The organism is Actinomadura sp. 9N215, assembly GCF_044326345.1.
Taxonomy (GTDB): Bacteria; Actinomycetota; Actinomycetes; order Streptosporangiales; family Streptosporangiaceae; genus Spirillospora.
This window is the reverse complement of record NZ_JBIRBA010000014.1, coordinates 175,957-194,210: the sequence shown is the minus strand read 5'-3', so window position 1 is coordinate 194,210 and position 18,254 is coordinate 175,957. Positions and strand designations below refer to the sequence as shown.

General features: G+C 73.4%; 20 protein-coding genes and 1 pseudogene. 14 read left to right on the top strand and 7 right to left on the bottom strand.

Annotated elements, in window-relative coordinates; all coding sequences use genetic code 11:
* Window positions 1-293 precede the first annotated feature (293 nt).
* Entirely contained in the window at window positions 294-980 is a 687-nt protein-coding gene (locus tag ACH34T_RS23600; RefSeq protein ID WP_396023064.1) for a winged helix-turn-helix transcriptional regulator, read from the bottom strand.
* 95 nt (window positions 981-1,075) lie between these two features.
* Here ACH34T_RS23600 and ACH34T_RS23595 point away from each other — a divergent pair, with 95 nt between their 5' ends.
* Complete coding sequence (locus ACH34T_RS23595) at window positions 1,076-1,774, top strand: alpha/beta fold hydrolase (RefSeq protein ID WP_396023063.1); 699 nt, start codon at window positions 1,076-1,078, stop codon at window positions 1,772-1,774.
* Between the two features lie 15 nt (window positions 1,775-1,789).
* On the opposite strand, the gene ACH34T_RS23590 is transcribed toward ACH34T_RS23595, so the two are convergent.
* Together ACH34T_RS23590 and ACH34T_RS23585 are read right to left on the bottom strand one after the other, a co-directional pair.
* Complete coding sequence (locus ACH34T_RS23590; protein ID WP_396023062.1) at window positions 1,790-2,380, bottom strand: DUF4291 domain-containing protein; 591 nt, start codon at window positions 2,378-2,380, stop codon at window positions 1,790-1,792.
* Window positions 2,381-2,852: 472 nt separating this feature from the next.
* Entirely contained in the window at window positions 2,853-3,557 is a 705-nt protein-coding gene (locus ACH34T_RS23585; protein ID WP_396023061.1) for a TetR/AcrR family transcriptional regulator, read from the bottom strand.
* A gap of 89 nt (window positions 3,558-3,646) precedes the next feature.
* Here ACH34T_RS23585 and ACH34T_RS23580 point away from each other — a divergent pair, with 89 nt between their 5' ends.
* Window positions 3,647-4,543: a TIGR03620 family F420-dependent LLM class oxidoreductase gene (locus tag ACH34T_RS23580; RefSeq protein ID WP_396023060.1), complete on the top strand. Its 897-nt coding sequence runs from the start codon at window positions 3,647-3,649 to the stop codon at window positions 4,541-4,543.
* Window positions 4,544-4,750: 207 nt separating this feature from the next.
* Here ACH34T_RS23580 and ACH34T_RS23575 read toward each other — a convergent pair whose 3' ends face one another.
* Together ACH34T_RS23575 and ACH34T_RS23570 are read right to left on the bottom strand one after the other, a co-directional pair.
* The gene (locus ACH34T_RS23575; RefSeq protein WP_396023059.1) at window positions 4,751-5,407 is read right to left on the bottom strand and encodes a response regulator; all 657 of its coding nucleotides are present in this window, start codon (window positions 5,405-5,407) and stop codon (window positions 4,751-4,753) included.
* Window positions 5,408-5,414: 7 nt separating this feature from the next.
* Window positions 5,415-6,569: a sensor histidine kinase gene (locus tag ACH34T_RS23570; RefSeq protein ID WP_396023058.1), complete on the bottom strand. Its 1,155-nt coding sequence runs from the start codon at window positions 6,567-6,569 to the stop codon at window positions 5,415-5,417.
* A 143-nt stretch (window positions 6,570-6,712) separates the two neighbouring features.
* Between ACH34T_RS23570 and ACH34T_RS23565 the strand changes: the two genes are divergently transcribed.
* From ACH34T_RS23565 to ACH34T_RS23550, 4 genes are all read left to right on the top strand, one after another.
* The gene (locus ACH34T_RS23565) at window positions 6,713-7,642 is read left to right on the top strand and encodes an ABC transporter ATP-binding protein (RefSeq protein ID WP_396023057.1); all 930 of its coding nucleotides are present in this window, start codon (window positions 6,713-6,715) and stop codon (window positions 7,640-7,642) included.
* Window positions 7,639-8,415: an ABC transporter permease subunit gene (locus ACH34T_RS23560; RefSeq protein WP_396023056.1), complete on the top strand. Its 777-nt coding sequence runs from the start codon at window positions 7,639-7,641 to the stop codon at window positions 8,413-8,415. Before ACH34T_RS23565 ends, ACH34T_RS23560 begins: the two co-directional genes overlap by 4 nt.
* Window positions 8,416-8,630: 215 nt before the next feature.
* Window positions 8,631-8,891 (top strand): hypothetical protein, encoded by a 261-nt coding sequence (locus ACH34T_RS23555; protein ID WP_396023055.1) that lies wholly within the window; start codon window positions 8,631-8,633, stop codon window positions 8,889-8,891.
* A gap of 94 nt (window positions 8,892-8,985) precedes the next feature.
* Window positions 8,986-9,408: a hypothetical protein gene (locus ACH34T_RS23550; protein WP_396023054.1), complete on the top strand. Its 423-nt coding sequence runs from the start codon at window positions 8,986-8,988 to the stop codon at window positions 9,406-9,408.
* A gap of 229 nt (window positions 9,409-9,637) precedes the next feature.
* On the opposite strand, the gene ACH34T_RS23545 is transcribed toward ACH34T_RS23550, so the two are convergent.
* Window positions 9,638-9,946 (bottom strand): hypothetical protein, encoded by a 309-nt coding sequence (locus tag ACH34T_RS23545; RefSeq protein WP_396023053.1) that lies wholly within the window; start codon window positions 9,944-9,946, stop codon window positions 9,638-9,640.
* 626 nt (window positions 9,947-10,572) lie between these two features.
* Here ACH34T_RS23545 and ACH34T_RS23540 point away from each other — a divergent pair.
* A complete protein-coding gene (locus tag ACH34T_RS23540; protein WP_396023113.1) occupies window positions 10,573-11,439 on the top strand; it encodes a helix-turn-helix domain-containing protein in 867 nt (288 codons plus the stop codon).
* 195 nt (window positions 11,440-11,634) lie between these two features.
* Here ACH34T_RS23540 and paaI read toward each other — a convergent pair whose 3' ends face one another.
* Window positions 11,635-12,033 carry a hydroxyphenylacetyl-CoA thioesterase PaaI gene (gene paaI / locus ACH34T_RS23535; protein ID WP_396023112.1) on the bottom strand — a complete coding sequence of 133 codons (399 nt, stop codon included), beginning with the start codon at window positions 12,031-12,033 and terminating at the stop codon, window positions 11,635-11,637.
* A 152-nt stretch (window positions 12,034-12,185) separates the two neighbouring features.
* Here paaI and ACH34T_RS23530 point away from each other — a divergent pair.
* From ACH34T_RS23530 to ACH34T_RS23500, 7 genes and pseudogenes are all read left to right on the top strand, one after another.
* Window positions 12,186-12,416, top strand: a pseudogene (locus tag ACH34T_RS23530) (nitroreductase/quinone reductase family protein); the annotation flags it as partial.
* A gap of 98 nt (window positions 12,417-12,514) precedes the next feature.
* Entirely contained in the window at window positions 12,515-13,594 is a 1,080-nt protein-coding gene (locus ACH34T_RS23525) for a phosphotransferase enzyme family protein (protein WP_396023052.1), read from the top strand.
* Window positions 13,595-13,962: 368 nt separating this feature from the next.
* On the top strand, window positions 13,963-14,829 hold the full coding sequence (locus ACH34T_RS23520) for an NAD(P)-dependent oxidoreductase (RefSeq protein ID WP_396023051.1): 867 nt from the start codon (window positions 13,963-13,965) through the stop codon (window positions 14,827-14,829).
* Between the two features lie 113 nt (window positions 14,830-14,942).
* Window positions 14,943-15,332 carry a VOC family protein gene (locus tag ACH34T_RS23515; RefSeq protein ID WP_396023050.1) on the top strand — a complete coding sequence of 130 codons (390 nt, stop codon included), beginning with the start codon at window positions 14,943-14,945 and terminating at the stop codon, window positions 15,330-15,332.
* Window positions 15,333-15,363: 31 nt separating this feature from the next.
* Window positions 15,364-15,969, top strand: a complete 606-nt coding sequence (locus ACH34T_RS23510; protein ID WP_396023049.1) for a class I SAM-dependent methyltransferase — start codon at window positions 15,364-15,366, stop codon at window positions 15,967-15,969.
* 130 nt (window positions 15,970-16,099) lie between these two features.
* Window positions 16,100-17,074, top strand: coding sequence for a hypothetical protein (locus tag ACH34T_RS23505; RefSeq protein WP_396023048.1), 975 nt, complete (start codon window positions 16,100-16,102; stop codon window positions 17,072-17,074).
* Window positions 17,071-18,249 carry a hypothetical protein gene (locus tag ACH34T_RS23500; protein WP_396023047.1) on the top strand — a complete coding sequence of 393 codons (1,179 nt, stop codon included), beginning with the start codon at window positions 17,071-17,073 and terminating at the stop codon, window positions 18,247-18,249. Before ACH34T_RS23505 ends, ACH34T_RS23500 begins: the two co-directional genes overlap by 4 nt.
* Window positions 18,250-18,254: the final 5 nt, after the last annotated feature.

Genomic DNA, 18,254 nt, shown 5'->3' with positions numbered 1-18,254 from the left:
CCTTGGCCGAGGCGGCGCGCTGACCGGGGCGGCGCGTTGGCCGAGGTGGCGCGCTGACCGGGGCGGCGCCTTGGCCGAGGCGGCGCGCTGACCGGGGCGGCGCCTTGGCCGAGGCGGCGCGCTGACCGAGGCGGCGCGTTGGCCGAGGCGGCGCGTTGGCCGAGGCGGCGCGTTGGCCGAGGCGGCGCGTTGGCCGAGGCGGCGCGTTGGACGGGGTGGCGGGTTGGTCGGGCGGCTGGTGGTGACGGCCTGGAGCGTTTGCGATGGCGTGGGGGACTGCGTGTCCTCCGCTTTTAGATGGAGTCCGCGACGGGTGCGGGGGTGGTCGGAGGGCGACGGAAGCAGGTGAGGAATCGTGTCGCGAGGGTGGTGTCGCCGTCGAGGTGGAGTTCGCCGGATCTCATGGGTTCCGCCGGTGGGCGGCCGCCGAAGACCAGGGTCCTGAATGTGGTGACGTCGGTGGTGAGCGTGGCGTCGGCGTGCGGTGGCTGTTCCGCGCGAGCGACGTGGAACCGTTCGGAATCGATCTCCGCTGCGAAGAGGTCGTCCTCGAACCGCAGGGCCAGGCGGGCGGTCAGGCCTGAAGCGGCGGTCGGGTCGAATGTCGTTCTTAGTGCGAGCATCATCGCGTCCACGCTCAGTTCGGCGGTGGGCGTCACGTCGAGAGGGCTGCGACTGCCCCAGCGCGCCAGGGCGAACAGGACCGGTTCGAGGTCCAGGCCGCGAGGGGTCAGTTCGTACACCCGGGCGCTGGCGGGAGGTCCGAGCGTCCGATGGCGGACGACCCCGGCCTGTTCGAGGTCGCGCAGGCGCTGCGACAGGACGTTCTGGCTCATCCCCGCCAGACCCCGGTGCAGCGCGGCGAACCGCTTCGGTCCGAGGAGGAGTTCGCGGACGACCAGCAGCGCCCATCGTTCCCCGACCATGTCGAGCGCGCGCGCGATGCCGCACGGATCGTCATATGTCCTGCGTCCGGCCATCAACAGATCTTACTCCTAAAGTAGGAGCAGATGCTATGAATGTGGGGGTGCTGCCGGTATCGTCGCACCCCGGCGAGGTGCAAGGACGGAGGCCCATGGCGACCTACACACTCATCCCCGGCGCGGGAGGGCAGGCGTGGTACTGGCACCGGCTCGTCCCGGAGCTGCGGGCTCGGGGCCACGACGTCGTGGCCGTCGACCTTCCGACCGGTGACGATTCGGCGGGGCTGCGCGAGTACGCCGACGCCGTGGTGGAGGCGATCGGCGGCCGGGCAGACGTGATCCTGGTGGCTCAGTCCATGGGCGGCTTCACGGCCCCGATCGTCTGCGAACGGGTGCCGGTGGATTTGCTGGTCATGCTGAACGCCATGGTGCCGGTCCCCGGCGAGACGGGCGGCGCCTGGTGGGACAACACCGGCCAGGCACAGGCCATGGCCGACTTCGCGGCTCTTGAGGGACGGACCCTCTCCGCGGAGCTGGACGTCAAGGAGAGCTTCCTCCACGACGTCCCACCGGAGGTGACGGCGGAGGCGTTCGCCCAGGGCGAGCCGCCGCAGTCGTCGAAGCCGTTCATGGAGCCGTGGCCGCTTCAACGGTGGCCGAGCACGCCGACCGTCTTTCTCCAGGGGCGGGACGACCGTTTCTTTCCGCTCGAGTTCCAGCGTCGCGTGGTGGGCGAACGGCTGGGCATACCGGTGGACGAGATGCCCGGCGGGCACGCGGTGGCGCTCAGCAGACCGCGAGAACTCGCCGAACGCCTAGAGGAATACCGCACCCGGCTGGCGTCCTCCTGAATTGAGCGAATGCCGTCAGTCCGCGCCGAGGTGATGGGCGAGGGGGGCGGGCAAAGGGTACGCGCGCTCCTTGGGGAGGAGGGCCCGAGCCTGGGTTGTTCGCCCTTCCTGGAGCGTCCGGTGGATTCTGCGGACTTTGGGAGTGCAGTCCTCGATGTCGCGGATCCAGTCGTCGACGTAACGGTCGATGATGTGCCGGCTCAGGCCTATCTGGATGCTGCGCGCCTCCAGTTTTCGTCCTTGCAGGGAACGCTCGGGATCCCATTGGACATGGACGAGCGCCCCGGCGAACCGGCGGCGCCATTCGTCGGAACTGCGGAAGACACGGCGGTCCGGATCTGTGGGGACGGCCTGGGCAAGCGCCTCCTCCCAACCGGCCCGGGTGATCCGGACGGCGAGGATTGTCTCCTGTCCGGGCTTGCGGCCCCAGTTGCTGCGGGCCATCAACCAGAGGAACGACGGCTTTATCCACGTCATGCGGTTCCGGGAGAACGGGGGGACGAATGTGCCGTGCTCCGCGGCTGGACGGCCGATCTGCGGGGCGTACGCCTGGTAGACGGTGATCGTGTCGCGGTCATAGACGGCCCGGATCTCGCGTGTTCGCATGGTGCGGCCACGCTCCCCCAAGACGGGGACGATACTCAACTCATTTTCGAGTGCCGACGGGCGTGCGCAGATGTCGATGCGTCGCGAAGTCGTGCGCCATCCGTACCGGAGGTGCCGGGTCAATCGAGCCTAGGCCGCTCCGTGCTTACGGCGTGGATTTCGTTTCTCATCGTGAGCCGAATGCGCGAGGCAGGCGGCCCGTCCTTCAGGTTGCCGAGGGCGCAATTGTCACCGGATGGCGGCGGGTAACCGGATCTGAGCTTGGCTCTGAGCGCACCATGGGATCGGCGGCACCCCTGCATTGTGAAACATGAGGTGGAGGCCGTTTGCGCTTAGCCGCTGTTAGATCGCGTAAATTCCTCGTAACGCAAATTTCGGGTGGGCGACTGAAGGCTCGTCTGTGGCGTGGTGCGCGTGGGGCGTGGTGATGGACTGGGTGGTTCGGGGTGCGTTGCGGTGTGGGTTCGAGAGGTCAGGTGCGTTTTGTGCGGCGGCGGTGCGCCTTCTGGCGGCAGGACGCGCTGCAGAAGCGGGCGGGACGGCCTGTGACGGCGGGCGTGAGCGGCGTCGCACAGAACTCGCATCGGGTTTCGTTACGGGCAAGTGTTTCGTTGCGTTTCGTTTCTGGGCGAAGCGCGTCGCAGGCCAGGGACGCCATGCGGCCCGGAGGGCCGTCGCGGCGGCGAAGGCGTTCCATGAGCATGGCGCCGACCAGGAGTGTCCGGACGTCCTGGACGCTCACGTCCGGGCGGACCGCGCCGGCGGTCTGGGCTCGGCGGAGCAGAGCGTCGAGGGCCAGGGTGAATTCTGCGTCCTCGCCTGACTTGTCGAACGTCCCCATGTCCATCGCGAGCGCGTCGCAGAGGGCGTGGTTGTACATCGCGCGTTCGATGACCCAGGCAAGGAAGCCGAAGAAGGCCTCGGCCGGGTCGTCGTCCGCGGCGATGAGGGCGCGGGCCTCGTCGATGATGCGCTCGATGCGGTCGGCGACGACGGCCTTGAACAGGGCCTCCTTGGTGGCGAAGTTGCGGTAGACCGTCCCGGCGCCGACACCGGCGCGGCGGGCGATCTCGTCGAGCGGGACCAGGCGGCCGTCAGCGGCGAACGCCTCGAACGCCGCCTGGAGGATGCGGTCGCGGTTCCGGCGGGCGTCGGCGCGCTGCGGGGAGGCGGTCACGGCGTCCTTCCTTCCGCGGGTTGACAAGCGGGGCGCTCGTTCCGCTACCGTTTAGAAGCGGGTTGAACGTTCCGATTATAGGAGAGCCGATGACGGTTGTGGACGAGGCGAGGAAGAGGCTGGGACGGGTCGGCGTGGGCCTCGTGACCCCGATCGCGCCCGCCGAGGAATGGCGGCGCGCGGCACGGCGTGTCGAGGACGCGGGCTACGGGACGATCTGGGTGAACGAGGGCATCGGGGGCCGCGAGGTATTCACGCAGCTCAGCGTGATGCTCGCCGCGACGCGGCGGGTGGTGCTCGGGTCCGCGATCGCGAACCTGTGGGCGCGGCATCCGGCCACCATGCAGGGCGCCGCCTCCGTGCTGGCCGACGCCTATCCGGGACGACTCGCGCTCGGCGTAGGCGTCAGCATGGGCGCGCTCGTCGAGCAGAGCGGGCAGAAATGGACGAGTCCGCTGGGCCGGATGCGCGACTATCTCGACGGGATGGACGCGTCCGTGGCGGCCGCGCCGGTGCCCGAGGTGCCGTTCCCCCGGCTCCTCGCGGCGTTGAGCCCGAAGATGCAGGGCCTGGCGCGGGAGAAGGCGGACGGCGCGCTCCCGGCGGCCATGCCCGTCGAGCACACCAGGCTCGCCCGCGAGCGGCTCGGCCCGGACAAGCTGCTCGTCGTCATGCAGACCGCGATCCGTGAGACGGACCCGGAGAAGGCGCGCGGCATCGCGCGCGGGACGCAGATGCTGGACCTTCCCGGTTCGCCGTACACCCGTTCGCTGAAGAATCTCGGCTACGAGGACGCGGCCCTGTCCGGCGGCGGTTCGGACGAGGTCATCGACGCCTGCTTCAACTGGGGCGACGACGACGCCATCTGCGAGAGGGTCCAGGACCATCTGGACGCGGGCGCCGACCACGTGTGCGTCACGGTGTTCACTCCGGACCTGGCATCGTCCGCCGACGAGTTCGAACGACTCGCCCCCGTCCTCCTCTAGCCGCTGCCCGTTGTTCCTCTAGCCGCGTCCGTCCTCCTCTGGCCGCTGTCCCCGGTCCCCCTCCAGCCGCAGCCCGGTCCTCCTCTGGCTGCAGCTCGGGCCTCCTGCCGGGTTCGTCCTCCTTTGGATGCGGAACGGATTCTCTGGGCGCGTCGCTTGTGCTCCCTGGTAGCTGCGGGCTGGTGTTCTGTGGCTCTTCGCTGAGGGTCAGGCAGGGCGGACCAGGCCGGATTCGTAGGCGGCGATGACCAGTTGGGCGCGGTCGCGGGCCTGGAGTTTGGCTAGGAGGTGTCCGATGTGGGTCTTCACGGTGGCGGGACTGAGGTGGAGGTGTTCGGCGAGTTCGGCGTTGGACAGGCCGCGGGCGATGAGGGCGAGGACCTCGCGTTCGCGGTCGGTGACGCCGTCCAGGCCGGGAGGCGACGGCTGGACGGGCCCGGGACGGCGGACGAACTCGGCGATCAGCCGCCGGGTCACCGAAGGGGCCAGCAGGGACTCGTCGGAGGCGACGACGCGGACGGCGGAGAGCAGGTCGGCGGGCGGGGTGTCCTTGAGCAGGAAGCCGCTTGCCCCGGCGCGGAGCGCCGAGTACACGTAGGCGTCCAGGTCGAAGGTCGTGAGGATCAGGACGCGGACGCCGGGGAGGTCGGCGCAGATCCGCCGGGTCGCCTCGATCCCGTCCATCTCGGGCATCCGGACGTCCATGAGGACGACGTCGGGGCGTTCGCGGTCGGCCAGCTCGACGGCCTCCGCGCCGGTGCCGGCCTCGCCGACGGTGCGCAGGCCGGGCGCGGTGTCGAGGAGGACGCGGAAGCTGCCCCGCACCAGGGCCTGGTCGTCGGCGACGAGGACGCGCAGTTCCAAGGGGCTCCTAGGGTTCGTACGGGAAGGCGGCGGACACGGCGAAGCCGCCTTCGGGACGGGGTCCGGCGGTGAAGTCCCCGCCGTACATGGTGACGCGTTCGCGCATGCCGATGAGCCCGTGGCCGTCCCCGCCGGGCAGGACACGCACGCCGGGGCCGTCGTCGGTGACGTCGATGCGGACGCGGAGCCCGTGGGCCTCGACGCGGACGCGGCAGCGGGCGGGCGCGGCGTGCTTGACGACGTTGGTGACCGCCTCCTGGACGATGCGGTAGGCGGAGAGGGCGACGCCTTCGGGGAGGTCCTCGGCGTCCACGTGCAGGTCGACGTGGACGCCGGCCATCGCGGCGCGCTCGGCGAGGCCGGTCAGGTCGGCGAGGCCCGGGGACGGGGCGAGGTCGGCGCCGGCGTCGCCGGGCGAGCCGGGACCGCCGCGGAGCACGCCGAGGAGGTGCCGCATCTCGGCGAGGGAGCCGCGGCTGGCGGTCTCGATGACGCGGAGGGCGTCGACGGCCTCGTCCGGGCGGGCCTCGGCGACGTGGACGGCGACGCCGGCCTTGACGGCGATCAGGCTCATGCTGTGCGCGACGACGTCGTGGAGTTCGCGGGCGATGCGGAGCCGTTCGTCCGAGACGGCCTGGTCGGCGAGCTGCCGGGCGGAGTGCGCGGCGTGCGCGCGGCGTTCGCGGACGCCGCGTCCGAGGGACCAGGACGCGCCGAGCAGCGCGGCGCCGAGCAGCGACCTGCCGATGATCACGGCGTGCCAGTCCGTCGGCCCGACCGTGGCGCTGGCGAGGATGAGGACGCCGCTGACCGTGCCGATCAGCGGCGTGGGGATCCAGCGGCGCCGGCGGCGGGTGAGCGCGACCGGGTAGAGGGCGAACGCGGCGGCGGCGAAGAAGTCCCAGGGCAGGCCGAGCAGCAGCGTCGCGGTCGACACGGACAGGACGGCGGCGAAGACCGGGACGGGCCAGATCCGCCGCGCGGCGAGCGGCAGCCCGGTCGCGGCGGCGAACGGGACGGCCAGGAGCACGGAGACGTCCGTGTCCCCGGCGAACACCAGCAGGGCGAGCGTGTACACGACGGCCGCGACGGCGTCCAGGCCGATGAGGCGGCGCCGGCCGAGGCGCCGGGAGAGAGGGGCGCGCAGCTCGGATTCGTCCACGTCACGACGGTATCCGGACGGTCTGGACGGGCGCGTCCTACCGGGGTCGGACGCGGCGGGACGGTCTCGGAGCACGGTCTGACGCGGGAGCCCCGACCGCGTTCCGATGTGCGGCGGGACCGTCCCGTACGACCGTCGACGGCATGATCGAAGTACGCGAGCTGACCAAGCGGTACGGCGCGACGACGGCCGTGGACCGGCTGTCGTTCACGGTCCGGCCGGGCACGGTGACGGGGTTCCTCGGGCCGAACGGGGCAGGGAAATCGACGACGATGCGGGTCCTGCTGGGGCTGGACGCGGCGACGTCCGGCGCGGCGCTGGTGAACGGCGGCCGGTACGCGGCGCTGCGGCGTCCGATGCGGGAGGTGGGCGCGCTGCTGGACGCGGGCGCCGTGCACGGCGGGCGGCGGGCGTTCGACCATCTCGGGTGGCTGGCGCGCGGCAACGGGATCGCGGCGCGGCGGGTGACGGAGGTCTTGGAGCAGGTGGGCCTGGCCGGGGTGGCGCGGAAGCGGGTCGGCGGGTTCTCGCTCGGCATGCGGCAGCGGCTCGGGATCGCGGCGGCGCTGCTCGGCGACCCGGGGGTGTTGATGTTCGACGAGCCGGTGAACGGCCTGGACCCGGACGGCGTCCGCTGGATCCGGGAGCTGATGCGCTCGCTGGCCGCCGACGGGCGGACCGTGCTGATCTCCAGCCATCTGATGACGGAGATGGAGCTGACCGCCGACCGGCTGATCATCATCGGGCGGGGACGGCTCATCGCCGACACGTCGGTGCGGGAGCTCGCCGACCGGTTCCGGCGCGGGGTGCTCGTCCGCACGCCGCGTCCGGCCGACCTGACGGCGGTGCTCGTCGGGGCGGGGGGCTCCGTGGAGTCCATGCCCGGCGGCGCGCTCACGGTCACCGGGCTGGACGTCGCCGCGATCGGCGACACCACCGCCGCGCACGGCATCCCCCTGCATGAGGTGACGCCGCACAGCGCGTCGCTGGAGGAGGCGTACATGGAGCTGACGGCCGAGAGCGCCGAGTTCGGGGCCGGAGCGGCGGCGGGCGCGGGGACGGTGACGTCGTGATCGACGCGGTGGCGGCGGAGTGGTACAAGCTGCGGACCGTCCGTTCGACGGGCGCCGTCCTCGGCACGGTCGCCGCGTTCACGCTGCTGTGCGTCCTGTGGTCGTGGTACGTGGCCCGCTACTGGGACGGCCTGTCGGCGGCGCGGAGGGCGACGACGGAGACGGCGCCGGCGGAGCAGCCGCTCGCCCTGGCGCTGCCGGTGTGCGCGGTGGTGCTGGGCGCGCTCGCGCTGACGTCCGAGTACGCGACCGGGATGAACCGGACGAGCCTGGCCGCTTCGCCGCGGCGGCCGACGCTGTTCGCCGCCAAGGCGGGGGTGGTCGGGGCGACGATGCTCGTCGCCGCGGCGGTGAGCCTGGCCGCCGGGTCGCTGGCCGGGCAGGCGATCGTGGGCGACCGGCCGGTGCCCGCGTTCCAGGGCCCGGCGGCCGACGACGCGGCCCGTCTGCTGTGGCTGGCGCTGGCGACGGCGGCGGTCACGCTGATCACGTTCGGGCTCGGCGCCGTGCTGCGCTCCACGGCCGCGACGATCACGATCGGGCTGGCGGTGGTGTTCGTGCTGCCCGTCCTCGCGCGCGTGCTGCCCGGCCCGTGGGACGAGCGGATCTGGTCGCTGCTGCCGGACGCGCTGCCCGGCCAGATCGCCGCCGCGCCCGGCTCGTCGGTCGACCACGGCGTCCTGTCCGCACCGCTCGCGGCGATTCTCATGGGCGTGTACGTGGCCGTCGCGCTGGGGATCGGCGCGCTCTCGTTCATCCGCAGGGACGCATGATGCGCCGCCGCCCCGCCCCCGACGCGCACCCCAGGCCGGGCCACCCGCGCGATGCCGGGAGTCGGCGCGAGACGGCACGCCGGCGCGACGCCCCGAATTGCCGCGCGGTCGGGCGCTGGCACGCGGTCGGGAGCTGGCGCGAAGACGGGCGCTGCCGCGAAGACAGGCACTGGCGCGAAGACGGGAGGTGGCGCGAGGGCGGGAGGTGGCGGGAGGTGGGGGATGCGGTTGCGGCCGAGTGGTGGAAGCTGCGGTCCGTCCGCTCGACGTACTGGACGTTGGCGGCGGCGGCCGCGTTCCTCGTGGTCGTCCTGCTGCTGGCCGTCCAGATGGCGCGGATCTGGGACGGTCTGTCCGCCGAGCGGCGGGCCGACTTCGAGCTGCGTCCCCTTCAGCAGCTCGGCGGCTGGGGGGCGGCGCTCTGCATGGCCGTCCTCGCGTGCTGTCCGTCACGTCCGAGTACCGCACCGGCATGATCCGCACGACGCTCACCGCGATGCCGCGGCGTGGCACGGTCCTCGCCGCCAAGGCCGCGGTCGTCGGGACGGTCGCCTTGATCGCGGGCAGGCCGTGTCGATCGGCGCGTTCCTCGGGACGAGGCTCGTCGTCGGCGACCGGCCGTTCCCCGACCAGCGGGCGTCCGTCGCGCACGACCTGCCGGTCTTCGCCGTCGCGGGGACGTACGTGGCGGTGTTCGCGCTGATCGGCGTGTCGCTGGGCGTGCTGCTGCGCTCGGCGGCGGGGGCGCTCGTGTCGGTGGTCGTCCTTTGGCACGTCCTGCCGCTGCTGGTCGACCACCTGCCGGAGCCGTGGAACGAGCGGGCCGGTTCGGTGATGCCCGGCGCGCTTCCCGACCAGATCGCTGGGCTTAGCGCGGACCAATCCATCTACGGCAACCTGCTGTCCCCGGGCGCGGCGGTGGCGGTGATGCTGGCGTACGCGCTCGTTCCGCTCGTGCTCGGCGCCTTCGTCCTCTCGCGCCGTGACGCCTGAGACCCGCGACGCCTGAGACCGATGGCGTCTGAGACCGATGGCGTCTGAGACCGATGGCGTCTGAGACCGATGGCGTCTGAAGCGGCGGGCCATGGAGTGACGGCGAGGGCGGTGACGGCCTCGGGTGCGGCGGGTGATCGGGCGGGGTTGCGAACGGCGGCGTCCCGGTTCGGGGCGCCGCCGTGGGTGGTTCCGGGCGGGGTGGCGCTCGGCGCGCCTGCCTGGAGGCTCAGCGCGCCTGCAGGGAGGACGCCCGGAGCGCCAGGCGTTCGCGGAGCATGTCGATGGCCTCGACGATGCGCGGCGCGGCGGCCTGGGCGCGGACGAGACGGCCGTCCAGGTCGGCGACCGCCTGGGCCAAAGCCGGGCGCGGCAGCGACGGGTCGGCCACGACGCTCAGCGTGACCTGGACGGACGTCACGCCGCCCGCCGACTCCAGCGCCTGCCGGACGGCGCGTCCCGCCGCCGCGCGCTCGTGCGCCGTGACATCGCCCGAGGTCAGGAACCGGATCTCCGGTCGCTCACGGGTCGCGTTCATGATTCCCCCAGCTGCGCGGTGTGTTCCCCTCTGCGGAGAGGCGACCGCGGATCACCTCTCTGAACAGTGAACGCCGCATCCGTCCCAGAACTCACCCGCATTCGACGAGAGCTTCATCACCCGCGCCCCGCTCCGGCCGCCGGGGCGCGCCCGGTTCTGGCATGATCTGCTCGGCGATGGGTCCCCGAATATTCACCTGAATGCGGAGCGTCCTTCATTCGGAGATGAAACCGCGCCGCGCGAAATGGCCGAGTCCCGCGATTGGTCGGCGGCGCGGCCGGGCAACGCCGGTCCATTTGCGCACGACCCGCCGGGAAATGACAGCCCCGTCCGACCGGGCAGTCAAGGGACGCCACGTTCCGCAGCCGTTCGACCACCGGCAGCACTGGTCACAGGCCGTGTCCATGGGCTCGGCACCGGACGCCGGCCGCCCGGCCGCCCCACGCCGAACAGGCGACCTTACGCCGGGGACGCGTAATTCAGACTTCCCAAAAAGGCGGCCGCATCCTCTAACATAGGGCGGTGCCGTTCAGTGCACCGAGTAGACCCGTCGACTGGCTGGTGACCCCTTGGCCCAGGATTCAGCTGCCCCTACACCTCCGTCCGAAGGTGATCCGGCCGGACGGCTGATCGATTATCCCCGCCGCGGCGGGCCCACCGTGCTGCGCATTCTGCTCGGCGCTCAGCTTCGCCGGATGCGGGAGGCGCGCGGCATCTCCACCGAGCAGGCGGGCTACGAGATCCGCGGCTCGCATTCCAAGATCAGCCGAATGGAGCTCGGCCGCGTCGGCTTCAAGGAGCGCGACGTCTCCGATCTGCTGACCCTGTACGGCGTCTCGGACCCCGGCGAGCGCGCGACGCTGCTGGAGCTGGCGAAGGAGGCCAACACCCCCGGCTGGTGGCACCGGTACGGCGACGTCCTCGCGAGCTGGTTCGAGGTCTATCTCGGCCTGGAGGAGGCGGCCTCGCTGCTGCGCGCCTACGAGCTGCAGTTCGTCCCCGGCCTGCTGCAGACCGAGGACTACGCCCGCGCCGTCGTCCGGCTCGGGTTCTCCGACGCCGCCGAGGACGAGGTCGAGCGGCGCGTGCAGCTCCGCACGATCCGGCAGAAGCGGTTCAGCTCGCCGGGCGCGCCGACGCTGTGGGCCGTCGTGGACGAGGCGGTCGTCCGCCGCCCGCTCGGCGGCCGCGAGGTCATGCGGCAGCAGCTCAAGCATCTGATCGAGATGTCGGAGCTGCCCAACGTGACGCTGCAGATCGTGCCGTTCGGCGCCGGCGGCCACGCCGCGGCGGGCGGGCCGTTCACGATTCTGCGGTTCGCCGAGCCCGGCCTGTCCGACGTCGTCTACCTGGAGCAGCTCACCAGCGCGCTCTACCTCGACAAGCCGACGGACATCGACACCTACATGCGCGCCATGAACAACCTCTGCATCACCGCCGCGCGGCCCGACAAGACCGCGGAGTACCTCAGCAGCATCCTGAACGAGCTCTGACGCCGCGTACGTCCCGACCCCGGGCCCGCTCTCCCCCGAGCGACCCGGGGTTCTCTCGTCCGCCGGACCGGAGCGCGAGGCGCGAGGCGAAGCGAGCGGCGCAGGAGGGCACCGGGCGGGCGCGGGGCGAAGCGGGGGGCGCGAGGCGGAGCGGGAAGCGCAGGAGGACGCGGGGGGCGCGGGGCGGGTGGGGTGCTAGGTGGACGACGGGTCGAGGACGGGCTCGTCGCGGCTGCGGCTCCCGCCGCGGAACTCCGCCACGACATCGCCGCCCGGGACGCGGCGGACCGTCACGTCGTAGATTCCGCTGCGGCCGTAGCGGACGCGTTCCACCGCGGTCGCCTCCAGGACGTCCCCTGCGCGGGCGGGCGCGACGAACACGACGTCCGCGGACGCCGCGACCGTCACCGCGTCATGGGTGTTGCACGCGTAGGCGAACGCGGAGTCGGCCAAGAGGAAGACGTAGCCGCCGTGGGCGATCCCGTGTCCGTTCACCATCGTGTCGCCGACCGTCATCCGCAGCCGGGCCCGTCCGGGCGCGATCTCGGTGACCCGCATCGCGAGGTCCTGCGCCACCTTGTCCCGTGCGTACATCGTCTCGGCGCAGCGCCGCGCCACCTCAGCCTCGTCCACCAGAACAGGGTATGCAGGGCCGGAATCGGAGCGTTTGCCCGGGAAGGTGATCCGGGGCTCGGCGGTCGAGCGCAAGGGCCGTACCGCAGTAGGCGGGGCACGAAGAGAGCGCCTACCTTGTCGTCGCGTCCAAGGGCGGCGCCGACGACGATCCGCTCTGGTACAAGAACGTCCAGGCGAAGGCCCAGGTGAAGGGCGACCGGTTCACCGCGCGGGCCCGGACCGCGACGCCGGAGGAGAAGCCCGCGCTGTGGTCGAAGATGACGGCCGTCTGGCCGGACTACGACGTGTACCAGACGAAGACGAGCCGCGACATTCCCGTGGTCGTCCTCGAACGCGTCTGAGACGCGCGGTTTCCCTTTCGCGGTGCGGGGCGGGCGTGTAGCGTCGTTGTAGAACATTCATTCGGCCATCGTCCGTCCGACGCAGCCGAGGTGCCGGGGTGCCGACGTCACAGAGTGCTGACACCGAACCGCCGCCACGGCTGCTGAGGCGCTGGGAGATCGACGCGGGCGACGCCGGCGCGGTCGGCGACGTCAGGGCCGGTCGCCGGTGCTGGCGGGTCGACACGGCGGACGGCGCGTTCTTCCTGACGGAGTACGCCGAGCCCGACCGCCGGCGCGTGCTGTTCCGGCACGGCGTCACCGCCGCGCTGGACGAGGCGGGCCTGCCGGTCCTCGCGCCCATCCCGGCGCGCAGCGGCCGGACGCTGGTCACCGCCGCCGGGCGCGGGTACGTCCTGCATCCGTGGGTCGGTGGACGCGGGCGAGGCGGGCTGGAGCTCACGTTCGGCCAGTGCGAGGCGCTCGGCGAGCTGCTCGGCCGCCTCCACGCCGCGCTCGACGAGCTGACGCCGCCGGTGCAGCAGAGCCTGCTGATCCCGACGCCGCGCGCCGCCGCCGCGTCCGCGGCCGTCGAGGAGATGCTGCGGGACGTCCCGGACGACGGCGACGGCACCGACTTCGACGCGCTCACCGGCCGCCGCCTGCGCGAGCGCCGCGACCTGCTCGCCGAGTTCGCCGACCATCAGCCGCCGGAGATCGAGGTCAGCACGGTCGGCCATCTGCACGGCTCGTTCCACGCCGGGCATCTGCGGTACGGCGGGTCGGGCAACGTCACGGCCGTTCTCGGCTGGGGCTCGCTCACGACCGGTCCGGTGGCCGGGGAGGTCGTGCGGGCGGCGGCGCGGCTGTTCGCGTGCGACGACGAGCGCGGGCTCGACCTGGACCGCGTCCAGGCGTTCGTGCGCGGCCACCGGTCGGCGTTCCCGCTGGACGCCGGGCAGGTCCAGTCGGCGGTGCACCGCGAGTGGTGGGAGCGGCTCTGTGACGTGGCGCCGCTGCGGCACCGGTACCTGGGCGAGGACGGCTCCGGCGCGCGCGGCCCCGCGGCCCCCGCGGCCCTGGTGGCCTGGTGGTCGGCGCAGCTCGACCGGACCCTGGACGCGTTCGCCGCCCCGTACACCGCACCCGACCCCGCCGACTACGCGGGCACGCCCGGCGAGAGCCCCGCCTTCGCCTGACCGCCGCGTCCCTCCCGGTCGGCGGACCCGGCGCGGCCTCCCGGCCAACCCGGCGCGGCCTCCCGGCCGACTGGCTCGGCTGGCTCGGCCTCCCGGCTGACCCGGCGCGGCCTCCCGGCCAACCCGGCGCGGCCTCCCGGCCGTCTGGCTCGGCTGGCCTCCCAGCCGACCGGTGTGGCCCTCCGGCCGACCGGCGCGGCCTCCCGGCTGACCCGGCGCGGCCGCCCGGCGGACTGGCTTGGCTGGATCGGCGGCCTCCCCGGCTGATCGGCCCGGCTCTTCGGCTGATCGGCGCGGACCGCCTCGCCGGGGTGGGGACGCGGCGTAGGGTAAGAGTTCTGGATTGCACAGTCTAAAAGGAGTTGACGATGACCGCAGTGGCGATGCTCGGCACCGGGATCATGGGCGCGGCGATGGCCCGGAACCTGCTCAAGGACGGCGACCGCGTCACGGCGTGGAACCGGACCCGGTCCCGCGCCGAACCCCTCGCCGGCGACGGCGCGACCGTGGCGGGCTCCCCCGCCGAGGCCGTCGCCGGCGCCGACGTGATCATCACGATGCTGAACGACGGCGAGACGGCCCTGTCCGTGCTGGCGCAGGCGACGCCGGGGCTCCGGCCCGGACAGGTCTGGGCGCAGATGGGCACCGTCGGCGTCGAGGACGTGCCGCGCCTCGCGGCCTTCGCGGCCGAGCACGGGCTCGTGTTCGCGGACGCGCCCGTCCAGGGGACGAAGCAGCCCGCCGAACAGGGGAAGCTGATCGTCCTCGCGGCCGGGCCTGAGGACGCGCGCACCGTCCTCGACCCGGTGTTCGACACGGTCGGGGCCAGGACGCACTGGCTGGACGAGGACGGAGCGAGCGGCGCCGGCACCCGGCTCAAGCTCGCCGCCGTGAGCTACGCGATCTCGCTGACGTCCGTCATCGCGGAGTCGGTGGCGCTGACGAAGGGCCTCGGGCTCGACCCGGCCCTGTTCGGCGAGGTCGTCACCGGCGGCCCGCTCGACAGCGTCTACCTCCAGGTGAAGATGAAGGCCATGCTCACGGACGACTTCGCGCCGAGCTTCGCCGTCCGCAACGCGGAGAAGAACACCCGGCTGATCCACGACGCGGCCGAGTCGGCGGGCGTCCGGGTGGACGTCAACGACGCGTCGGGGACGCGGCTCCGGCGCGTCATAGAGCAGGGGCACGGCGACGAGGACATGGCCGCCACCTACCGGGCGAGCTTCCCGTCCTGATCACGTCCTGCAAAGCGGGATCCCAGCCCGACCGCGGCCCGACCGCGGCCTGATCGGTCCGGCGGGGCGTGGCGGCGCCGGGCGGCCGGGCGGCAGGGGCGAGGATGGCGGGCATGGACGTGCTGAGCAGCCGCATCCTGCTGCGCCCGGTCGACCCGGCACGCACCCAGGGCTTCTACCGTGACGTGCTCGGGCTCGCGGTGTACCGCGAGTTCGGCCCGGCCGCCTCGCCCGGCGTCGTGTTCTTCCTCGGCCCCGGCTTCCTGGAGGTGTCGGGGCACGGCGCCGGCGGGCCGGGCCCGTCCCCCATGATCTGGCTGCAGGTGCGGGACGTCCGGGCGGAGCACGAGCGGCTCGCGGCGGCCGGGGCGCGCGTCACGCGGGAGCCGCGCGAGGAGCCGTGGGGCCTGGTCGAGATGTGGATCGAGGACCCGGACGGCGTCAAGATCGTTATCGTGGAGGTCCCGGACGGCCATCCCCTGCGCCGCGACCCGCGCTCCTGACCAGGAGGCGACGACGACCCCGGTGGTGACGATGAGCGACGACTACTGGAACCACAACACGCACTACCACGGCGTCGTGCTGCGCGGCGTCCCGCGCGGATGCGGCGAGGCGCTGGACGTCGGCTGCGGGGACGGCCTGCTCGTGCGGCGGCTGGCGCCGCGCGCCCTGCACGTCACCGGCCTCGACCGGTCGCCCGAGATGATCCGCAAGGCGAGGGCGCTGAGCGCGGGCGTCGGCAACGTCGACTTCGTCGAGGCGGGGCTGCTGGAGTACGACCTGCCCGAGGACCACTACGACTTCGTCTGCAGCGTCGCCGCGATCCACCACATGGACTTCGTCAAGGGCCTGACGGCGATGCGCGGCGCCGTCCGTCCGGGCGGGAGCCTGGTGGTCATCGGCCTGGCCGGCAACGGGACACTGCGCGACTGGGCGTACGCGGCGGCGGGCGTCCCCGCGCACCGCTTCCACCGGCTCCGCAACCGGCGCCGCGCGGACGGCGGTCCCGGCGCCCCCGTCGCCGATCCGGACATGACGTGGGGCGAGGTGCGCGACGAGGCGCTGCGGCTGCTGCCCGGAGCCGTCTTCCGGCGGCACCTGCTCTGGCGCTACTCCATCGTGTGGCGCAAACCGCGCTGACCGTCCCGCCAGGCCCGCCCCACCCAGCCCGCCCCGCCCGGGCCCGCGTCCGGCCAGGCCCGCCTCGGCCAGGACGCGCCAAAGCTGGAAAAGGCTGGAAGTGTCGGGACGCGGTTGTACTGTCGGCCGCATGCCTCGGCCCCCCGGCGTCCCGACCCCCGATGAGCACCGGGGGGTGGCGGGGCGCAGCCACGGGGGCGAAACAGAGGCGCGCATCACCGAGCTGCGCGCGGCCGTGCGGCGGGCCATGGCGGCGGGCGACCGGCGGACGGCCCGCGAGCTGCGCGCCGAACTGCGGGAGGCGGAACAGGCGTGGGACGACGCCGTCCTCGGCGGCGACCCCCAGACGAGCGGCGACCCCCAGACGAGCGGCGACCTCCGGACGGGCGGCGACGCGGGGCGCGGGCTGCCGCGCGCCGGGCGGACGCCCGCGCCTCTGCTGCCGGTCCGCGAGCGGGTCCACCAGGCGCTGACCCTGATCGGCGCGCCCGCCGCGCCGAAGCTGATCGGCTCGGTGTACGCGGCGTTCTTCCCCGGCGAGATCCCGTCGGCCCGGCTGACGAGCCTGCGGCGCGACGAGGAACGCTCCTTCCGCACCGCGCCCCACGCGCGGCCGTACTACCTGTGCGCCGCGCTGACCGCCGACCTGCTCGCGCCCGCCCGCGGGCTCCTCGCTGTGAGCACCTGGCCGCTTCAGCGGCGGATCGTCGGCCCGCTGAGCCCGCGCACCGACTTCCTCACCGCCGCCGCCCGCCTCGCCGAGCACGCCGCGGCCGGACACGGGACGCCGTCGCCCGCGGTGCAGAGGCTGCTGTGGCGTTTCGCGTCCACCATTCCCGGCGCCGCGACCGGTACGGTCGGTACGGCCGATCCGGCCGTGCTCGCCGAGGCCGCCCGGGCGGAGCTGGACGTGCACCGGGAGGCCGACCGGCGGCGCCGCGGGTCCGCCGCCCGGCGCGCCCGGGACCGGCTCGACGACGCGGAACGCCTCTTCGGCGGCCGGCTCCGGACCGTGCGGGGCTCCGGCTCGGCACGGCGCCCCGGGCGGCGCTCCGCGAGCAGCTCCGCCACCAGCCCCGCGATCAGTGGAGAGACCGACCGATGACCGACACCGCGCCGGACCTGGACCGGCTGCGCGGCGCCGCGCCCCCGCGCAACCACGACGCCCGCACGATCGCCGCGCTGACGTCCAATCCCGGCTGCGCCCGCCGCGGCGTGCTGGACGCCGCCGGCGTCGACAAGGACGCGGTGGCGCGCGAGCTGGGCTTCCCCGCGCCGTTCGGCCAGTCGCGGTTCGCGATCACGCGCGGGAACGCGTTCGAGGCGCAGGTGAAGGCGGACGGCTGCGCCGAACTCCTGACGCTGCTCCGCGACGGCCTCGGCCTCGACATTCCCGAGGTGGACTACGACGACCTGGAGCTGGTCGCCGGGAACGAGGGCCGGGAGCTGCGGCACTCGCGCACCCGCCGGCTCCTCGCCCGCGCGCTGGAGACCGGCGAGGGCACGCTGTTCGACCATCCGCTGCTGCGGCTGGAGATCGCCGGGCGTCCCGCGTACCTGGAGCCGGACGTGATCGCGTTCCAGCTCGCGGGACGGCTGCACGTCGTCGAGATCAAGTCGTTCGCCGTCGTGGACGGGCAGGCCGAGCCGGAGCAAGTCGCCGCGGCGGCCCGCCAGTCGGCCGTGTACGTGCTGGCGCTGCGCCGCCTCGTGTCCGAGCTGGGGCATGATCCGGGGCGGGTGTCGCACGAGGTGTTCCTCGTCTGCCCGGAGAACTTCTCGAACCGTCCGTCGGCGACGCCGCTGGACGTGCGGCCGCAGCTCGCCGTCCTCGAACGGCAGCTCGCGCGCCTCACCCGCGTCGACGCGATCCTGGCGGAGCTGCCCGGCGATCTGACGTTCGAGCCCGGGGAGGCGCTCGACGCGTCCGTCCGGGCGGTGGACGCGCGGTACGCGCCGGAGTGCATGGCGGGCTGCGAGATGGCCCTGTTCTGCCGGGACGAGGCGCGGGCCTGCGGCGAGACGGGCGCGCTCGGCCGGTCCGTCCGCGACGATCTCGGCGGGGTCGGCACGATCGGCACGGCGCTCGCGCTGGCGGACGGGTCGCTGACGCCGTCCGACGACCTGGCGGAGACGGCCGAGCAGTTGCGGGCGGCGTCCCGGCTGCGCGCCGAAGCGCTGCACGGACGCGCGCACGGCGCTCTGCACGAAGGCACGCACGGCGCTCTGCACGAAGGCGTGCACGGTGCTTCGCACGGCGCCGCGCACGGGGCTGCGTGATCCGG

Excerpts from the sequence above, each read along its gene's own strand:
- ACH34T_RS23600 (WP_396023064.1), bottom strand. The coding sequence starts at position 980 with ATGGCCGGACGCAGGACATATGACGATCCGTGCGGCATCGCGCGCGCG.
- ACH34T_RS23595 (WP_396023063.1), top strand. The coding sequence starts at position 1,076 with ATGGCGACCTACACACTCATCCCCGGCGCGGGAGGGCAGGCGTGGTAC.
- ACH34T_RS23590 (WP_396023062.1), bottom strand. The coding sequence starts at position 2,380 with ATGCGAACACGCGAGATCCGGGCCGTCTATGACCGCGACACGATCACC.
- ACH34T_RS23580 (WP_396023060.1), top strand. The coding sequence starts at position 3,647 with ATGACGGTTGTGGACGAGGCGAGGAAGAGGCTGGGACGGGTCGGCGTG.
- ACH34T_RS23565 (WP_396023057.1), top strand. The coding sequence starts at position 6,713 with ATGATCGAAGTACGCGAGCTGACCAAGCGGTACGGCGCGACGACGGCC.
- ACH34T_RS23545 (WP_396023053.1), bottom strand. The coding sequence starts at position 9,946 with ATGAACGCGACCCGTGAGCGACCGGAGATCCGGTTCCTGACCTCGGGC.
- paaI (WP_396023112.1), bottom strand. The coding sequence starts at position 12,033 with ATGTACGCACGGGACAAGGTGGCGCAGGACCTCGCGATGCGGGTCACC.
- ACH34T_RS23520 (WP_396023051.1), top strand. The coding sequence starts at position 13,963 with ATGACCGCAGTGGCGATGCTCGGCACCGGGATCATGGGCGCGGCGATG.
- ACH34T_RS23515 (WP_396023050.1), top strand. The coding sequence starts at position 14,943 with ATGGACGTGCTGAGCAGCCGCATCCTGCTGCGCCCGGTCGACCCGGCA.
- ACH34T_RS23510 (WP_396023049.1), top strand. The coding sequence starts at position 15,364 with ATGAGCGACGACTACTGGAACCACAACACGCACTACCACGGCGTCGTG.
- ACH34T_RS23505 (WP_396023048.1), top strand. The coding sequence starts at position 16,100 with ATGCCTCGGCCCCCCGGCGTCCCGACCCCCGATGAGCACCGGGGGGTG.
- ACH34T_RS23500 (WP_396023047.1), top strand. The coding sequence starts at position 17,071 with ATGACCGACACCGCGCCGGACCTGGACCGGCTGCGCGGCGCCGCGCCC.